The organism is Bradyrhizobium sp. Arg816 (genome assembly GCF_029989365.1).
Classification (GTDB): Bacteria; Pseudomonadota; Alphaproteobacteria; order Rhizobiales; family Xanthobacteraceae; genus Bradyrhizobium.
Map to the genome: position 1 here is coordinate 41,344 of NZ_JAPRAQ010000015.1, position 15,441 is coordinate 56,784.

Genomic DNA, 15,441 nt, shown 5'->3' on the forward strand with positions numbered 1-15,441 from the left:
ATAACCGAGCTGCCGCTCCTAATGCGGCCGGCCCTGCTGCATGCCTTCCACCGTACGCGACAGCGCCGTGATCTGTGCGGTCAATTCGGCAATCTGCCGCGAGATGTCTGCCGCATCGTCGTGGCCATTCGTCGCCACGCGCCGCATCCGACCGATGGTCCCTCCCAGCGAACGGGCGCCGCTGATCGAGAGACCGACCTCCTTCCATGCGGCGGCCACCGCCTGCTGCTCAGTGCTGCCAAAAAGCTGCCCCGCCTTGAGATAGGTCGTGTCGGCGAACTCCTGGAATTCCGTCGTCGGGGTCGACGCCTGGAGCGCAGCATACCAGATATGCGCCGGCGCCTCCCAGGCAAATCCACCGATGCCGGTCGCGGTCAGGAAGAATGCCTTGTTGGGAATGCCGGAGTTGATGTGCACGCCGCCATTGTCGCCGTCATCCGTGTCGGGCAGGTTGACGTATTTCCGCATGTGGTCCGGCTGCGGGTCCTTGCCGAGCGTCGGATTGTTGAAGGCCTTGCCGGGGTCTTTCATCGATCGCAACGCGTCCGCGCCGATATCGGGCGTGAACACCTCGGCGCCGATCAGCCAGTCCGCCTGATTGGCTGTCTGCTTCAGCGTCCATTGCTTGACGAGCGAACCGAATACGTCGGAGACCGACTCGTTTAGGGCGCCCGATTGATTATGATAGACCAGTCCTGCAGTCATCTCGGTGACGCCATGCGTGAGTTCGTGAGCGATGACGTCGATCGACTTGGTGAAGTCGGTGAAGAGAACGCCATCTCCATCGCCAAACACCATCTGGGTGCCATCCCAGAATGCGTTGTTGAAGGCGTCACCGTAATGCACGAAGCCGTTGAGGCGCATCCCCCGTCCGTCGATCGAGTCGCGATCGAGGATCTGCTGGTAGAATTCTCGCGTATCGCCCAGGCCCTCGAACGCCCGATTCACGGTGTTGTCTTTCGACTTGGCGCCATCCTCGGTGCGGGCGACCGTCGCTGAACCGAGCTGGGTGGAGTTGCCGCAGTCCGATATCGTTCGCCGGCCGTGCGATGACGGGGCGGCTGCTGCCGCAAGGAGTCCGCGGACGGCGCGCTCGCCTCTCAGGCGCGACGTCGACAACAAGGTCCGCAAGGCGGCGTCGCGAATCCGGTTGTCACTGTTGTTGAGCAGCTTCTTGAGAATGTGGGGCGGGGTGATGCAGTTGATGCACTGGCAACGGCTGGAGAACATCATGATCGACTCCAACGGTGCGCGGGGAAAACAACATAGCAGAATGAAGAAATACAACCTTCGCGACTATGTGCCGGAGGTCGACGGAGTCAAGGCGCAGCGATGTCGCGATCGCGCGAAGATGATCACGCTTAACCGTGCAAGAAGGTCAGCGCCGTTTCCACAATCTGACAAGAGGACCATCCTTGCCTCTCACCGGATCGGACTCCGGTACCTTCACGGTCGGAATTGTCCTCAGCGCCTTCGTGTGATTCTCCGGCGTCGGCCGCGTGATCTCCATCTTCGATCCCGGCGGATAGGCGCCGATGATGCAGAAATCGTCGCTCGCGCTGATGCACTGATGCCCCGTGCCGGCCGGCAGGATCGCGACGTCGCCCGCCTTGATCTCCAGCTCCTGGCCATGATCGCCGCCGAAGCGCACGCGGGCACTTCCGCGCGCGACGCCGAGCACCTCATGCACCGTCGCGTGATAGTGCAGATAGTCGTAGACGCCGTTGCGCCACGTGCCGCCCCAGCTATTCGCTTCGAACAGGTTTTCGATGGTCGCCTCGGGACGCCTGGAATCGAGCTTCACCGCACCCTGATAGACCAGGAAGGGCAGGATGTTGTTCGGCACGAGCCCGTCATCTTCGAACACGATGGCGAGTGGCTCGGCATTGTCGCTGACAACGGACATGGCAGGGCTCCTGCGTGAGCGTAGCAGGAATCAACGAGGGGCGTGAAACGACGTTCCTCGCGTCCGGGCGAACCGCGGCGGCGAGCCCGGGATGACAAGAGCCCGGGTCAAGGCCCGGGCTCGGTGTCGTCAAGGCAATTGCAGGAGAGCCAGCGTTACGCGCTCTTCTTCTGCCGCATCAGATCCGCGAAGCGCTGGAACAGATAGTGCGAGTCGCGCGGGCCCGGCGAGGCCTCGGGGTGGTACTGCACCGAGAACACCGGCTTGCCGTCGAGCTGGATGCCGCAATTGGATCCGTCGAACAGCGAGATGTGGGTCTGCGTCGCGCCCTTCGGCAGTGTCGCCTCGTCCACCGCAAAACCGTGGTTCATCGAGGTGATCTCGACCTTGCCGGTGGTCTCGTCTTTCACGGGATGATTGGCGCCGTGATGGCCCTGATGCATCTTCTTGGTCTTGGCGCCGACGGCGAGGCCGAGCATCTGGTGACCGAGGCAGATGCCGAACGTCGGTGTGCCCGACTTGATCACGTCCCGGATCACCGGCACCGCGTATTTACCCGTCGCGGCCGGATCGCCGGGGCCGTTGGACAGGAACACGCCGTCCGGCTTCATCGCCAGAATGTCTTCCGAAGAGGTCGTCGCCGGCACCACCGTCACCTTGCAGCCGACGCCGGCGAGCAGGCGCAGGATGTTGCGCTTGATGCCGTAGTCGATGGCGACGACGTTGAACTGCGGGTTTTCCTGGCGGCCAAAACCCTTGTCCCACAGCCAGGGCGTCTCGTCCCAGGTGAAGCGCTGGCCCGAGGTGACCATCGGCACGAGGTCCATGCCCTCGAGGCCAGGCCATTCGCGCGCTTCTTCCTTCAGGCCATGCAGATCGAACTCGCCGTTCCTGGCGTGCGCGATCACGGCATTGGGCATGCCCTTGCTGCGGATCAGCGCGGTCAGTGCGCGGGTGTCGATGCCGGACAGGCCGATGATGCCGCGGGCCTTCAGCCAGGCGTCGAGATGCTTGGTGGCGCGGTAGTTCGAGGGATCGGTGATCGCGGTGCGCAGGATCACGCCGCGCGCGCCGGGCGTCGCGGCCATGTTCACCGTCTCGATGTCTTCCTCGTTGGTACCGACATTGCCGATATGCGGGAAGGTGAAGGTGATGAGCTGGCCGGCATAGGAGGGATCGGTGAGGATCTCCTCATAGCCGGTCATCGCGGTGTTGAAGCAGACCTCACCGACGGCATGGCCTTCGGCGCCGAGACCGAAGCCTTCGAGCACCGTGCCATCGGCGAGCACGAGGAGCGCGGTCGGTTTGTGGTCCGGCCAGGCGGTATCGCTGTCATGTTGTGTCATGAGCCCGGTTCATAGTCCGGGCCGTCGCCGCCGTCAAAGCGGACCAGCGCCGATTCACATGCGTTTTTGCATATTTGACAGGCCTCCTCAGGCACTTAAGCTTGGCAGAATAATTTCCGCCAATTTCCCGGGCTCGCGAGGCAATAATGGATCAGACCACCCCGCTTCTGCTGGTTCCGGGGTTGGCCTCCTCGGCCCGGATCTACGCCCCGGTGGTCCCCGCACTCTGGCGGTTCGGCCCGGTGATGATTGCCAACCATATCCGCGACGACAGCATGGCGGCGATCGCCCGGCGCGTGCTGAGCGAGGCCCCGCCGCGCTTCGCGCTCGCCGGCCACTCCATGGGCGGCTACATCGCGCTCGAGATCATGCGCCAGGCGCCCCAGCGGGTTTTGAAGCTCGCGCTGATCAACACCCAGGCCGGGCCCGATACACCGGAAGCGACCGCGCGCCGCCGCGGCCTGATGGAACGGGCCAGGCGCGGCGAGCTGAGCGCGACGCGCGAGGAGATTTTTCCCGAGCTGGTGCATCCCTCTCGCCGCGACGACCTCGGCATTCGGAAGCTCGTGCACGAGCAGGGTGAGGACGTCGGCGTCGAAGGCTATCTGCGACAGCAGACCGCGATCATCACGCGGGTGGATTCACGGCCGACGCTGGCGACGATCAAATGCCCGACGCTGGTGCTGACGGGCGATCAGGACAACACGATTCCGAACGCGTTCTCCAAGGAGATGGCGGAGGGCATAGCGGGCGCTAGACTGGTGATCCTCGAGCGTTGCGGGCATCTGCCGCAGCCGGAGCAGCCCGAGGCGGCGACGCGGGCGCTGGTCGAATGGCTGGAGGCCCCGGTTGTCTCAGGGCCGCGAACGGCCTAGATCAGGCGTCGGATATTCGAAGGGATCACGATCATGCTGCGCGACGACATCAACAACGCGGTCAAGGAGGCCATGAAGGCCAAGGACGAGCGCAAGCTGTCCACTCTGCGCATGGTCAACTCGACCATCAAGAACGCCGACATCGAGGCGCGCGGCAACGGCAAGCCGCCGCTGTCGGACGCCGATCTGCTCGGCGTGTTTCAGAAGATGATCAAGCAGCGCCAGGAGTCGGTCGAGCTCTACGACAAGGGCGGCCGTGCCGAGCTCGCCGCCCAGGAGCGCGAAGAGATCGCGGTGATCTCGGCCTATCTGCCGAAGCAGATGTCGGACGACGAGGTCAAGAAGGCGATCGCGGATGCCATCGCCGAGACCGGCGCTGCCGGCATGAAGGACATGGGCAAGGTGATCGCGGTGTTGCGCGCGAAGTACGCCGGTCAGATGGATTTCGGCAAGGCCAGCGGCCTGGTGAAGGCCGCGCTGACGGGCTGAGCTCTTACCCTCCCCTGGAGGGGGAGGATCGATCGCGCGAAGCGCGAGCGGGGTGGGGTGATCTCTCCACTCGGGCAGCGCGTCGGTGGACAGACTGTCACCCCACCTCGGTTCGCATGCCGCTTCGCTCTATGCGAACCGATCCTCCCCCTCCAGGGGAGGAGGGGCACCTTTGTCGCCGCGGCAATCCGGCCTAGTCTCTCCGCCAGAAAAGATCGGAGGCAACCGATGACCGGCGCCATCAAACCGTTTCGCATCGCCATCAGCGACGACATTCTCACCGACCTCAAATCGCGCCTCGCCCGCACGCGCTGGCCGGATGCGGAGCTGGTCGACGACTGGAGCCAGGGCGCGCCGCTGAAATGGATCCAGGAGATCTGCGCCTACTGGGCGAACAATTATGACTGGCGGGCGCGCGAGGCAAAACTGAACCGCTTCGAGCAATTCACCACCGAGATCGACGGGCTCGACATCCACTTCTTGCATGCGCGCTCGAAGGAGCCGTCGGCGCTGCCGCTGATCATCACCCATGGTTGGCCCGGCTCCATCGTGGAATTCCAGAAGGCGATCGCGCCGCTGGTCGATCCTGCCGCGCATGGCGGTAATCCTGCGGATGCGTTTCATGTGGTGTGTCCGTCGCTGCCGGGCTTTGGCTTCTCCGCCAAGCCAAAGACCACCGGCTGGAGCGTCGACCGCATCGCCGCAACCTGGGCGAAGTTGATGGATCGGCTCGGTTACGCGCGTTACGGCGCGCAGGGTGGCGACTGGGGCTCGGCGGTGACGACATCGCTGGGCGCGCAGGACGCCGAGCACTGCGCCGGCATCCACATCACGCTCGCCTTCAACGCGGCGCCGAAGGTCGAGGGCGAGCCGACGGCGGAAGAGAAGCGCGCGCTCGCCGGCCTCAAGCATTATGTCGATCTCGATTCCGGCTATTCCAGGCAGCAATCGACCCGGCCGCAGACGCTCGGCTATGGTCTGACGGATTCACCGAGCGGGCAGGCGGCCTGGATACTGGAAAAATTCTGGGCCTGGACCGATTGCGACGGCCATCCCGAAAACATTTTCGACAAGGACGAGCTGCTCGACAACGTCATGCTCTATTGGGCAACGGAGACGGCGACCTCCTCCGCACGGCTCTATTGGGAGAGTTTTGGCAGGCGCCGAACGACCCCGATCGTGAAGGTGCCGACCGGCGTCGCCGTGTTCCCCAAGGAGATCATCACGCCGGTCAGGCGCTGGATGGAGCCGAACTTTCCTAACATCACGCACTGGAGCGAGATGGAGAAGGGCGGGCATTTCGCCGCATTCGAGCAGCCGGAGCTGTATGTTGGCGACGTCAGGAAATTCTTTCGGACGCTGCGCCGTTAGGGGATGCCTCCGCATCGTCATGCCCGGGCTTGTCCCGGGCATCCACGCGCTTAAAGTGGTTGCCAAGCAAGAAGAACGTGGATGGCCGGGACGAGCCCGGCCATGACGCCGAGAGTACGGGAAACGATCCAAGCCCATGCTGACCGAAGCCGCAACCTACGAAGAGCTCTATCGCAACTTCCGCTGGGACGTCCCGGCGCGCTTCAACATGGCGGAGGCGTGCTGCGACCGCCATGCCGACGGCACGGGCCGCCTCGCGCTGCTCTATGTCGACGAGAACGGCGCAACCACGCGCACCTCGTTCGACGAGGTCGCGGAGATGTCGCGCCGCTTCGCCAATGTGCTGAAGGCCGACGGGCTTGTGCGCGGCGACCGCGTCGCGGTGTTCCTGTCGCAGTCGCTGGAGCTGCCGATCGCGCATATGGCCGCGTTCCGCTCCGGGCTGATCTCGATCCCGCTGTTCGCGCTGTTCGGCGAGGACGCGCTGGAATTCCGCCTGTCGAATTCGCAAGCAAGAGCCATCATCACTGATGAGGCGGGCTGGGAGAAGCTCACGAGGGTCCGCGATCGGCTGCCCTATCTGCAGGACATCTATGTCGCGAGCGGCGCCGTCCACGCCGGCGCAAAACCGTTCTGGTCGGCGATCGAAACCGCGTCCGAGGACTTTGCGACCGTCGATACCTCCGCCGATGACCCCGCCCTGATCATCTACACGTCAGGCACGACGGGCAATCCGAAGGGCGCGCTGCATGCGCATCGCGTCGTGCTCGGCCATTTGCCGAATGTCGAGATGTGCCACAACTTCCTGCCGCGCCCCGGCGATCTGATGTGGACGCCGGCGGACTGGGCGTGGATCGGCGGCCTCGTCAACGGCCTGTTCGCGTTCTGGTATCACGGCATCCCGCTGGTGGGACACCGCGCGCGAAAGTTCGAGCCGCAGGCGGCAATGCAGATGATGGCCGACCTCGGTGTCCGCAACGTCTTCCTGCCGCCGACCGCGCTGAAGCTGATGCGGCAGGCCGGCGTGAAGCATCCGGGCGTCAAGCTGCGCAGCATTTTCACCGGCGGTGAATCGCTCGGCGGCGAGCTGCTCGGCTGGGTGCGCGAGACGTTCGGCATCGATGCGCACGAGGTGTTCGGCCAGACCGAGTGCAACCTCGTGATCGGTAGCAACTCGAACCTGTTTCCGATCCGCCCGGGTTCGATGGGCAAGGCGACGCCAGGCTTCGACGTCCGCATCGTCAACGACAAGGGCGAGGAACTGCCGACGGGGCAGCGCGGCATCATCGGCGTGCGCCAGCCGTGTCCGTGCACGATGCTCGAATACTGGCGCGATCCGGACGCGACGGCGAAGAAATATGCCGGCGAATTCCTGCTGACCGGCGATCTCGGTACCCGGGATGAGGACGGCTATTTCTGGTATGTCAGCCGCGAGGACGACGTCATCACCACCGCTGGCTATCGCGTCGGCCCGTCCGAGATCGAGCACACGCTGATGAAGCATCCGTCGGTGGCGATGGCGGCGGTGGTCGGCATCCCCGATCCGATCCGCACCGAATCGATCAAGGCCTGGATCGTGCTGCGTCCCGGCTTCGCGGCAAGCGACACGCTCGCGCGCGAGATCCAGGAATTCGTGAAGGTGCAACTCGCCGCCCACGAATATCCGCGCTTCGTCGCGTTCGCGGAGACACTGCCGATGACGGCCACGGGCAAGGTGCTGCGGCGCGAGCTGCGGGCACGAGGTTAGGCTCTTTCAGACAATGGCAAAGACGTCTCAAGCTGCGGGGCTTCACCGCGCCTCACTTCCGAAGCTGCACGATCTCGATGCGGCGCTGGAGCTCATGTATTACGGCTGGCGCGGGATGACGCTGGAGGCCGACGAATATCTTGCGAAGCAGGGCCTGTCGCGTCCACACCACCGCATCCTCTACGTGGTGGCGCGCCGTCCCGATATCGCGATCGGCGCGCTGATCGAGATCCTCGGCATCTCCAAGCAGGCCCTGAACCGGCCGCTCAATTTGCTGCTGGAGCGCAAGCTGCTGACGTCGAAGCGAGCGCCCGAGCAGCACCGCTCCAAACTGTTGCGCCTGACGGAGGCCGGGCGACGCATCGAGCAAAAAGCATCGGACCACGAACGCAAGGTCCTACGCGAAGCGTTCGATCGTGCCGGGGTGCCGGGTGCGACGGCATGGATGGCCGTCATGGGGGCGATCGCCGACAACAACTGACGATTCTTCAAGTCAATATAGTTGACATGAAGCGCGAGCTTTGCCACTTTCCCGGCAACGAGCCAGGGGAGGGCTCCGCCATGAGCGGACGGAGAATGGATCGCGCGGCCGCCGAGCGCTTTATCGCGGCATGGTGTGCGAGCTGGTGCCGGGTCGATATCGACGCGGTCGTCGCGCATTTTGCGGAAGATGCGCAGATGCGCAGCCCTCTGGCTCTGTCACTGACCGGTTCTCCGGTCGTCACCGGCGCCGAGAACATCCGCGCTTATTGGCGCGAGGCTTATGGCCATATCGAAAGCGCCGACTTGAAGATCCTGAACTGGAGCTGGGACGAGGCGATCGCGCGCCTGACGGTGTGGTGGCAGCTCGGCGAGACGCGCGCCAGCGAGTTCATGGATTTCGACGATGCGGGCCGTGTGGTGCGCAGCGAAGCCTTCTACGGAAAATGATCATGCGCCTTTCGGATTTCGTCCTGCTCCTCAACACGCTCTGGTTCGGCGGCGCCTTCATCCAGTTCAGCATCGCCCAGGGCAACACGCTGAAGATACTCTTGCCGCGCGAAGAGCGCGGCAATCCGATCGCGCCGACGCTTGCCGCCAGCGTGGCGTTCCTGGGCGGGATGAATCTGCCGATCGGGCTTTTGTCGTTGTATCTTCTGGCCGCTCGTCCGGCTTTCTTCCAGCCGATCGAGGCGCAGCTCGCGCTATTCCTGTTCTTTGCCGCCTGCCACTTCAGCCAATTCGCCTATAACCTTCCGGTCCTGATGCGCGGAGGGCGCGTCGGAGTGGCCTACTGGCCCGTGCTGAAAGGTCCGATGCTCAGGATCTTCGTCATCGACGCGGCTCTCTTCGCGGCCAATCTCGGCGTGGCGCTTCGGCTGGCGTTCTCTTCCTGATTTCAGCGCGGCGGCGCCGACAGGGCGGATCGCAGCATCGCGGCAAGATCCTTCCGCCGGAACGGTTTTGTCAGGATGCGGGCGTCGCCGACCCCGTCGGGCGTCTTGACGGGATTTTGGGTGTAGCCCGAGGTGAAGAGCACCTTGAGCCCGGGCCGCAAGCCGGTCGCTTGCCTGGCAAGCTCCGGCCCGAACATGCCGCCGGGCATCACGACGTCGGTGAGCAGCAGGTCGATGTCGCCGGGGCGGCGCAACAATTCGAGAGCCGCGGGACCGTTCGACGCCGCGATGACGCGATAGCCGAGCGTCTTCAGCTCGCTCTCGACATAGGCCCGAACTATGTCGTCGTCCTCGACGACAAGAATGGTCTCGCTTCCGTCGGGGGTGACGATCCGTTCCGCGGGTGACGGATGCTCGTTCGGTTGCGTCGCAAGGCGGGGAAAGAACAGCCTGACGACGCTGCCTCGTCCCGGTTCGGACTGCATCTGCACGACGCCGCCCGATTGCCGCACAAAGCCGTAGACCATGCTCAGGCCGAGCCCGGTGCCCTTGCCGACCTCCTTGGTGGTGAAGAACGGCTCGAACGCCCGGCTCGCCACCTCGGCAGTCATGCCGCTGCCGGTGTCGGTCACGGCCACCATGACGTAGTCGCCCGGCCGCGGCTCGCCGTTGACGTCGAGGTCGGATTCACCGAGCGAGGTGTTGCGCACCTCGATCGTCAGCTTGCCGCCGAGCGGCATGACGTCGCGTGCGTTGAGCACGAGATTGAGCAGCGCCGTTGTCAGCTGGCCGGGATCGACGCTGGTCAGCCACACATCCGGCTCGAGCGCGAAGGTGCATTCGATGTGCTCGCCCAGGGGCCGGCGCAACAACTGCTCCATCTCGCCAATCTTCGCGGCGATGTCGATGTCTCGCGGCCTCAGGGGCTGCTTGCGCGCGAAGGCGAGCAGGCTCCGCGTCAGGTCGGAGCCGCGCTCGGCGGCGGTCGCGATGTCGTTGGCGATCCGGTGCAGTTCCTGGTTGCCGGCCAGCCTGTCGGCAAGATGCTCGGAGTTGCCGAGAATGACGGTCAAGAGGTTGTTGAAATCGTGCGCTACGCCACCGGTGAGCTGGCCCATGGCTTCCATCTTCTGGGATTGGCTGAGCTTGTGGCTGAGGTCGGCGATGGCGGCGCGTTGCTGCTCGAGCGACTCGGCGGTGCCGTTGAGCAGGGTCATCAATCCGCCCAGCTCCCCGCCCGGGTGGGGAGGCGGAATTCGCGCGCTGAGATCTCCGAGCCCAAGTTTCTTCGCCATGGTGGCGAGGCGTCCGACCTGGCGCCCGACGCTCACGGTCGCAAGGATCCAGACGGCCGCGAGCAGCAGCAGCGAGGCCACCGCGAGTATCGCCACATCCTCGTAGAGCCGGCGATTCGCCGCCGCGACCAGTCCATCCTTGGACCGTCCGACCATGATGTAGAGGCCGGCATCGCGGGTCGAAGGCGAGCGGGCGGCGACAGCCCAGACATGCGTCCGGCCGTCGCGATCGGTCACCTCCTGATACGCCTTCCGGTCGGGCGTTGCGGCGAAGCGGAGCAGGTCGGATCCCGCGATCGACGTGCCGACCGGCTCGGTCCAGCCTCCGCGGGAGGGGGCGACCAGAACCGTTCCCTTGCTGTCGAGGAGCAGGATCTCCTTCTGGCCGAGCAGCCGCTTGTCGTGAAACTCCGCGAATTTGCGCAGGTTGAAGGAGGCGAGCAGGACCAGCTTCAGGGCGCCCGTCTCCGATCGCACCGGATAGGCGATCTGGAGCACCGATAGTCCGGTCAGCCGGCCGAATACCGGCTCGAGCGCGATGTCGCGCGACGCCAGGGCCTGCTTGAAATAGGCGCGATCCCGGAGGTCGAGGGTGCGGTTGGTCCGCAGCGAATCGCAGAACAGGCTACCGTCGGGATCGATGGTCAATATCCCGGTGAACTGTGGGTATTCCTCGCGCACTTCCGACAGGAACGCCGAGCACGCCGCCTTGTCGCGCGTGTCGAGGTCACGTGCACGGGCGAGACCATAGTGAAGCTGGGTGGTGCCCTGGATCTTCTCGTCCAGGTCGCTTGCAATGTCGTCGGCTGTCGCGGTCAGATTGGCCAGGGCTGCGTCGATTTCGCTGCTGCGATTTTGCACGAAACGTAAGCCGACGAGGATGGCCGGCACCAGCATGGCCGCAATGACGAGTATCAGTAGCCGGGTACGCAAGCTCATCGGTCGGGCGGTCCAATTTTGGTCGTCGCGCGTGCTGGTTCGAAGATGCAATCTGCGGCACCACCCTCCGCTCAGTCCATAGGCATCGCGCCGAAAAGGCCCCCGCGGGGAAAATTTCCGCCGCGCACATCACGGATGAGCCCCCGGAAACTTCGCCCGCGAGGCTTTGTTGGGCTGGTGTCGGGCCTCCCGGGATACCGTCATCCCGCAATCAACGCGCGCGTGCGCGCAGGTCGCGAGGGCGCTAATATCGGGATTGCGCGCGACGGAGATCGTGCCGGTGACGAGGAGAGGGAGCCGCATGTCGATCTCGGGCAAAGTCGATCCAGTGGTGCGTCGCGTGGCGGCGACCGACATCGCCGAGGCGCTGGTCGAGGGTTTGCGGGATTTCCAGGCGCTGCCGCTCTACGGGCTCTGCTTCGGCGCGCTCTACGCAGGCGGCGGCATCGCGATCATGCTCTGTCTCACCGCCTTCGGCATGGTCTATCTCGTCTATCCCCTTGCGGCCGGCTTCGCATTGATCGGGCCGTTCGTGGCGATCGGTCTGTACGAGGTCAGCCGCCGCCGCGAGCGCGGCGAGCCGGTCTCCTTCGGCGCGATCTGGTCGGCGATACGCGCGCGCAGCGAGATCGGCTGGATGGCCTTCGTCACGCTGTTCGTGTTCGTGATCTGGATGTACCAGGTGCGGCTGCTCATCGCGCTGCTGCTCGGCCTGCACGCCTCGTTCTCGAGCTTGCAGGAATTCATGACGGTGGTGCTGACGACGAATGAGGGCTTGCTGTTCCTCGCCATCGGCAACGCGGTCGGTGCCGCGCTGTCGCTGATCTTGTTTTCGCTGACGGTGGTGTCGTTTCCGCTGCTGCTCGACCGCGAGGTCGATTTCGTCACCGCCATGGTGACGAGCGTGCGCGCCGTGGTGACCAGCCCGTTGCCGATGATCTCGTGGGCGGCGGTGATCGTGATGTTGCTGATCGTCTCGGCGCTGCCGTATTTTCTCGGACTGGTCGTGACGCTGCCCGTGCTCGGACATGCGACATGGCACCTCTATCGGCGGCTGGTGGTGCCGGTGTAGCTCGTCTCCGCTTTCCTTCGCCCCTTGGGCAGTGTCGTAGGGTGGGCAAAGCGAAGCGTGTCCACCATTCAGAAAGATGGTGGGCACGGCGCAAATGCGCCTTTGCCCACCCTACGATTCCCAGTTCGCGGAGACAGACCCGTCCCGCTCACGGCACCTTGATCCCCATCGCCTTCAACGCCGCCAGCATCCGCGCTGGCGGTGTCATTTTGATCTGCGGCGCCTTGCCCGTTTCCAGCAGGCTCTTCAGCCCAGACAGGATCGCAGGCCAGCCGGTGCGGCCGCCGGAGAGGATGTCGTCGCTGAGCTCGCGGTCGTGGCGTTCGCTCATGGTGAGACGGACGGCTTCGCCTGCTTGCTCGATCTCGTAGGTGACGAGCGTGCTGCCGAGCTTTGCGATGAGGTCGGGCCAGTTGACGTTCCATGTCACCGTCAGCCTGTTCGGCGGATCGTATTCGAAGACTTCACCCGAGATGTGCTCGGAACCGTCAGGCGCGCGCACGATGAAACTGCCGCCGAGCCTCCGTTCCATCTCCACCGCAAAGCCGGAAAAGTACTTCCTGCTGAACTCGGCCGAGGTCAGCGCTTCCCACACCTTCTCCGGCGTGGAGGCGATGTAGATGGTGTAGACCGTCGGCGGTTTGAACTGATCGAGGTTCATTTTGCGTCGAATCCCTTGTTGAGGGCTGCGCGTGGAATGCCGAGTAGCTTGCCGGTCTCGAGCAGGCTCTTGAGCTGGGACAGGATCGCCGGCCAGCCGTTGGAGACGGCGCCGAGATATTTGCCACCCTCGACGAAGCCGTCATGCAACACGGTCAAACGCACGAGCGGGCCGAACGGTTCGATCGTGAAGACGACACGCGATATCGGCTCGCCGCGCAGCTCTTCGAACTTCTGGTGCTTGAAGCTGTAGGACAGGCGGTGCGGCGGATCGGCCTCCAGAATCTCGCCGGAATCGGTGACCTCGCCGTCGAGCGTGAGCGCGAAGGGTGAGCCGACCTTCCAGTCCGACCGGACCTCGGCGCCGAACCAGTATTGCCTCGTGAACTCGCTCGACGTCAGCGCCTCCCACAGCCTCTCCGGCGTGGTCTCGATATAGCTCACATAGACGAATTGGGGCTTACTCATCGCGCTTCTCCAACTGACGTTTCAACTCGCTGAGCGCGGCGAGCTTGCCGCGTTCGAATTTCCTGATCCAGCGTTCGCCGATCTGATGGATCGGCACCGGATTGAGGTAATGCAGCTTCTCGCGGCCATGCCTGACAGTCGTGACCAGGTTGGCCTCTTCGAGGATGACAAGGTGCTTGGTCACGGCCTGACGCGTCATCGCAAGGCCCTCGCAGAGTTCGTTCAGCGTCTGGCCGTTCCTGGCGTGAAGCCTGTCCAGCAGCGACCGTCGTGACGCATCGGCGAGCGCTTTGAAGACTTCATCCATGGCGGCAATAATAGGCAACCAAATGGTTGCATGTCAAGATGGTGTCTTTGGCGCCCGGAAATGGCTGTGCTAGCCTTGAAGCCCAGCCAACGCAGATTGGTTCCGGGAGAGCCTTGATGTTCCGTTGCGTCCCACTCGCTGCAGGTCTTGTCCTTTTCGCCTGCAGCATCACGGCCCAGGCACAACAGAAGCAGACCATCGGCGCGCCGCCGGAAGCGTCCAACATGAAGCTGGTCGGCACCAACGACCTGCAGGCGCGCAGCGCGTACCAGCCGACCATCCATCGCCAGGGCGATCGCTGGATCGCCTATATCGGCCATCACGGCGGCACCGACGACGTGCCCGCGCCCGTCAATCCGATGACGGGGCAGGCCGAACCGAACGGAACGTCCATCGTCGACGTCACCGATCCCGCGCGTCCAAAATATCTGCGGCATCTGCCGGGACAGGAAGGCAAGTACGAATCCGGCGGCGCGCAGATGGTACGGGTTTGCGACGGCAAGTCGTTGCCGAAGGGCGATCCCAATGCGGTCTACATGCTCCGCACCTTCGGTAGCGAGGCGCATGAGATCTGGAACGTCGCCGACCCCGCTAATCCCGTGCTCGTCACCCGCATCGGCGGGTTGAAGGACACCCACAAAAGCTGGTGGGAGTGCGACACCGGCATCGCCTTTCTCGTCTCCGGCGCGCCAGACTGGCGCACGCGGCGCATGACGCAAATCTACGACCTCGGCGATCCCGCGCATCCGCAGAAAATCCGCGACTTTGGCCTGCCCGGCCAGGAGCCCGGCTCGACCGGCGCCGTGCCGACCGAATTGCACGGGCCGATCTCGACCGGGCCCGACGGCAATCGCGTGTTCTTCGGCTACGGCACCAACAAGGGCGGCATTTTGCAGATCGTCGATCGCGACAAGTTGCTGAACGGGCCGAAGGAGCCGACGCCGGACAATCTGCGCTATCCCGAGATTTCGCGCATGCCGATGTCCGCCTTCAACGGCGCGCACACGACGTTCCCGATGCTCGACATGCCCGTCGCCGAATTCGCCGAGGACAAGGACGGCAAGACCCGCGACATCGTCATGATCGTCGACGAGGCGATTCTGAACGAATGCGGCGAGGCGCGGCAGATGGTGTGGTTCGCCGACGTCACCACCGAGACGCGGCCGATGATGATCTCGAGCTACACCGTGCCGGAGGCGGGCGGACAGTTCTGCCAGCGCGGCGGCCGCTTCGGCTCGCACTCCTCGAACGAGAGCATGGCGCCGGTCTATTACAAGAAGATGGCCTTCATCGCCTTCTTCAATGCGGGCGTGCGCGCGCTCGACATCCGCGATCCCTATCATCCGAAGGAGGTCGGCTATTTCATCCCGGCGATCACGCAGGCCACCGACAAGCGCTGCATTCCCGTCGAGGGCGGCGAGCGCTGCAAGGTCGCGATCCAGACCAACAATGTCGAGACGGATGATCGCGGCTACATCTACATCGTCGACCGCGCCAACACCGGTCTGCATATCCTCGAGCTGACCGGACCGGCGCGCGCGGCCGCCGGCCTGCCGAGGAACTGACGTGCGGCGCGGGGCGGCGATTGCG

16 protein-coding genes are annotated in these 15,441 nt (G+C 64.4%); 9 read left to right on the plus strand and 7 right to left on the minus strand.

Annotated elements, in window-relative coordinates; translation table 11 throughout:
- Positions 1 to 18 precede the first annotated feature (18 nt).
- From OWC48_RS30100 to carA, 3 genes are all read right to left on the minus strand, one after another.
- Entirely contained in the window at positions 19 to 1,233 is a 1,215-nt protein-coding gene (locus tag OWC48_RS30100; protein WP_282523238.1) for a M4 family metallopeptidase, read from the minus strand.
- A 145-nt stretch (positions 1,234 to 1,378) separates the two neighbouring features.
- On the minus strand, positions 1,379 to 1,906 hold the full coding sequence (locus OWC48_RS30105) for a cupin domain-containing protein (RefSeq protein WP_282523239.1): 528 nt from the start codon (positions 1,904 to 1,906) through the stop codon (positions 1,379 to 1,381).
- A gap of 155 nt (positions 1,907 to 2,061) precedes the next feature.
- On the minus strand, positions 2,062 to 3,252 hold the full coding sequence (gene carA, locus OWC48_RS30110; RefSeq protein WP_282523240.1) for a glutamine-hydrolyzing carbamoyl-phosphate synthase small subunit: 1,191 nt from the start codon (positions 3,250 to 3,252) through the stop codon (positions 2,062 to 2,064).
- 146 nt (positions 3,253 to 3,398) lie between these two features.
- On the opposite strand from carA, the gene OWC48_RS30115 reads away from it, so the two are divergent.
- The 7 genes from OWC48_RS30115 (at position 3,399) to OWC48_RS30145 (ending at position 9,110) form a co-directional block, all read left to right on the plus strand.
- The gene (locus OWC48_RS30115; protein WP_282523241.1) at positions 3,399 to 4,127 is read left to right on the plus strand and encodes an alpha/beta fold hydrolase; all 729 of its coding nucleotides are present in this window, start codon (positions 3,399 to 3,401) and stop codon (positions 4,125 to 4,127) included.
- 33 nt (positions 4,128 to 4,160) lie between these two features.
- Positions 4,161 to 4,616: a GatB/YqeY domain-containing protein gene (locus tag OWC48_RS30120; RefSeq protein ID WP_028150679.1), complete on the plus strand. Its 456-nt coding sequence runs from the start codon at positions 4,161 to 4,163 to the stop codon at positions 4,614 to 4,616.
- Between the two features lie 228 nt (positions 4,617 to 4,844).
- Positions 4,845 to 5,987: an epoxide hydrolase family protein gene (locus tag OWC48_RS30125; protein ID WP_282523242.1), complete on the plus strand. Its 1,143-nt coding sequence runs from the start codon at positions 4,845 to 4,847 to the stop codon at positions 5,985 to 5,987.
- A 136-nt stretch (positions 5,988 to 6,123) separates the two neighbouring features.
- Positions 6,124 to 7,734, plus strand: coding sequence for an acyl-CoA synthetase (locus OWC48_RS30130; RefSeq protein ID WP_282523243.1), 1,611 nt, complete (start codon positions 6,124 to 6,126; stop codon positions 7,732 to 7,734).
- A 13-nt stretch (positions 7,735 to 7,747) separates the two neighbouring features.
- The gene (locus OWC48_RS30135; RefSeq protein WP_282523244.1) at positions 7,748 to 8,215 is read left to right on the plus strand and encodes a MarR family transcriptional regulator; all 468 of its coding nucleotides are present in this window, start codon (positions 7,748 to 7,750) and stop codon (positions 8,213 to 8,215) included.
- Positions 8,176 to 8,664 (plus strand): nuclear transport factor 2 family protein, encoded by a 489-nt coding sequence (locus OWC48_RS30140; protein WP_282523245.1) that lies wholly within the window; start codon positions 8,176 to 8,178, stop codon positions 8,662 to 8,664. Before OWC48_RS30135 ends, OWC48_RS30140 begins: the two co-directional genes overlap by 40 nt.
- 2 nt (positions 8,665 to 8,666) lie before the next feature.
- Positions 8,667 to 9,110 carry a hypothetical protein gene (locus tag OWC48_RS30145; protein ID WP_282523246.1) on the plus strand — a complete coding sequence of 148 codons (444 nt, stop codon included), beginning with the start codon at positions 8,667 to 8,669 and terminating at the stop codon, positions 9,108 to 9,110.
- A 2-nt stretch (positions 9,111 to 9,112) separates the two neighbouring features.
- Here the strand turns inward: OWC48_RS30145 and OWC48_RS30150 are convergent, their stop codons facing one another.
- Positions 9,113 to 11,344: an ATP-binding protein gene (locus tag OWC48_RS30150; protein ID WP_282523247.1), complete on the minus strand. Its 2,232-nt coding sequence runs from the start codon at positions 11,342 to 11,344 to the stop codon at positions 9,113 to 9,115.
- Positions 11,345 to 11,645: 301 nt separating this feature from the next.
- Here OWC48_RS30150 and OWC48_RS30155 point away from each other — a divergent pair, with 301 nt between their 5' ends.
- Positions 11,646 to 12,416: a DUF2189 domain-containing protein gene (locus OWC48_RS30155; protein WP_282523248.1), complete on the plus strand. Its 771-nt coding sequence runs from the start codon at positions 11,646 to 11,648 to the stop codon at positions 12,414 to 12,416.
- 148 nt (positions 12,417 to 12,564) lie between these two features.
- Here OWC48_RS30155 and OWC48_RS30160 read toward each other — a convergent pair whose 3' ends face one another.
- The 3 genes from OWC48_RS30160 to OWC48_RS30170 are packed head-to-tail and all read right to left on the minus strand — an operon-like array spanning position 12,565 to position 13,851.
- Complete coding sequence (locus OWC48_RS30160) at positions 12,565 to 13,077, minus strand: SRPBCC family protein (RefSeq protein WP_282523249.1); 513 nt, start codon at positions 13,075 to 13,077, stop codon at positions 12,565 to 12,567.
- Positions 13,074 to 13,544 carry an SRPBCC family protein gene (locus OWC48_RS30165; protein ID WP_282523250.1) on the minus strand — a complete coding sequence of 157 codons (471 nt, stop codon included), beginning with the start codon at positions 13,542 to 13,544 and terminating at the stop codon, positions 13,074 to 13,076. The genes OWC48_RS30160 and OWC48_RS30165 overlap by 4 nt, the downstream gene beginning before the upstream one ends.
- Complete coding sequence (locus OWC48_RS30170) at positions 13,537 to 13,851, minus strand: helix-turn-helix transcriptional regulator (RefSeq protein WP_282523251.1); 315 nt, start codon at positions 13,849 to 13,851, stop codon at positions 13,537 to 13,539. Before OWC48_RS30170 ends, OWC48_RS30165 begins: the two co-directional genes overlap by 8 nt.
- Positions 13,852 to 13,967: 116 nt before the next feature.
- Between OWC48_RS30170 and OWC48_RS30175 the strand changes: the two genes are divergently transcribed.
- A complete protein-coding gene (locus OWC48_RS30175) occupies positions 13,968 to 15,416 on the plus strand; it encodes an LVIVD repeat-containing protein (protein ID WP_282523252.1) in 1,449 nt (482 codons plus the stop codon).
- Positions 15,417 to 15,441: the final 25 nt, after the last annotated feature.

Excerpts from the sequence above, each read along its gene's own strand:
- OWC48_RS30105 (WP_282523239.1), bottom strand. The coding sequence starts at position 1,906 with ATGTCCGTTGTCAGCGACAATGCCGAGCCACTCGCCATCGTGTTCGAA.
- OWC48_RS30160 (WP_282523249.1), bottom strand. The coding sequence starts at position 13,077 with ATGAACCTCGATCAGTTCAAACCGCCGACGGTCTACACCATCTACATC.
- carA (WP_282523240.1), bottom strand. The coding sequence starts at position 3,252 with ATGACACAACATGACAGCGATACCGCCTGGCCGGACCACAAACCGACC.
- OWC48_RS30165 (WP_282523250.1), bottom strand. The coding sequence starts at position 13,544 with ATGAGTAAGCCCCAATTCGTCTATGTGAGCTATATCGAGACCACGCCG.
- OWC48_RS30175 (WP_282523252.1), top strand. The coding sequence starts at position 13,968 with ATGTTCCGTTGCGTCCCACTCGCTGCAGGTCTTGTCCTTTTCGCCTGC.
- OWC48_RS30140 (WP_282523245.1), top strand. The coding sequence starts at position 8,176 with ATGGATGGCCGTCATGGGGGCGATCGCCGACAACAACTGACGATTCTT.
- OWC48_RS30100 (WP_282523238.1), bottom strand. The coding sequence starts at position 1,233 with ATGATGTTCTCCAGCCGTTGCCAGTGCATCAACTGCATCACCCCGCCC.
- OWC48_RS30130 (WP_282523243.1), top strand. The coding sequence starts at position 6,124 with ATGCTGACCGAAGCCGCAACCTACGAAGAGCTCTATCGCAACTTCCGC.
- OWC48_RS30135 (WP_282523244.1), top strand. The coding sequence starts at position 7,748 with ATGGCAAAGACGTCTCAAGCTGCGGGGCTTCACCGCGCCTCACTTCCG.
- OWC48_RS30115 (WP_282523241.1), top strand. The coding sequence starts at position 3,399 with ATGGATCAGACCACCCCGCTTCTGCTGGTTCCGGGGTTGGCCTCCTCG.
- OWC48_RS30155 (WP_282523248.1), top strand. The coding sequence starts at position 11,646 with ATGTCGATCTCGGGCAAAGTCGATCCAGTGGTGCGTCGCGTGGCGGCG.
- OWC48_RS30120 (WP_028150679.1), top strand. The coding sequence starts at position 4,161 with ATGCTGCGCGACGACATCAACAACGCGGTCAAGGAGGCCATGAAGGCC.
- OWC48_RS30170 (WP_282523251.1), bottom strand. The coding sequence starts at position 13,851 with ATGGATGAAGTCTTCAAAGCGCTCGCCGATGCGTCACGACGGTCGCTG.
- OWC48_RS30145 (WP_282523246.1), top strand. The coding sequence starts at position 8,667 with ATGCGCCTTTCGGATTTCGTCCTGCTCCTCAACACGCTCTGGTTCGGC.
- OWC48_RS30150 (WP_282523247.1), bottom strand. The coding sequence starts at position 11,344 with ATGAGCTTGCGTACCCGGCTACTGATACTCGTCATTGCGGCCATGCTG.
- OWC48_RS30125 (WP_282523242.1), top strand. The coding sequence starts at position 4,845 with ATGACCGGCGCCATCAAACCGTTTCGCATCGCCATCAGCGACGACATT.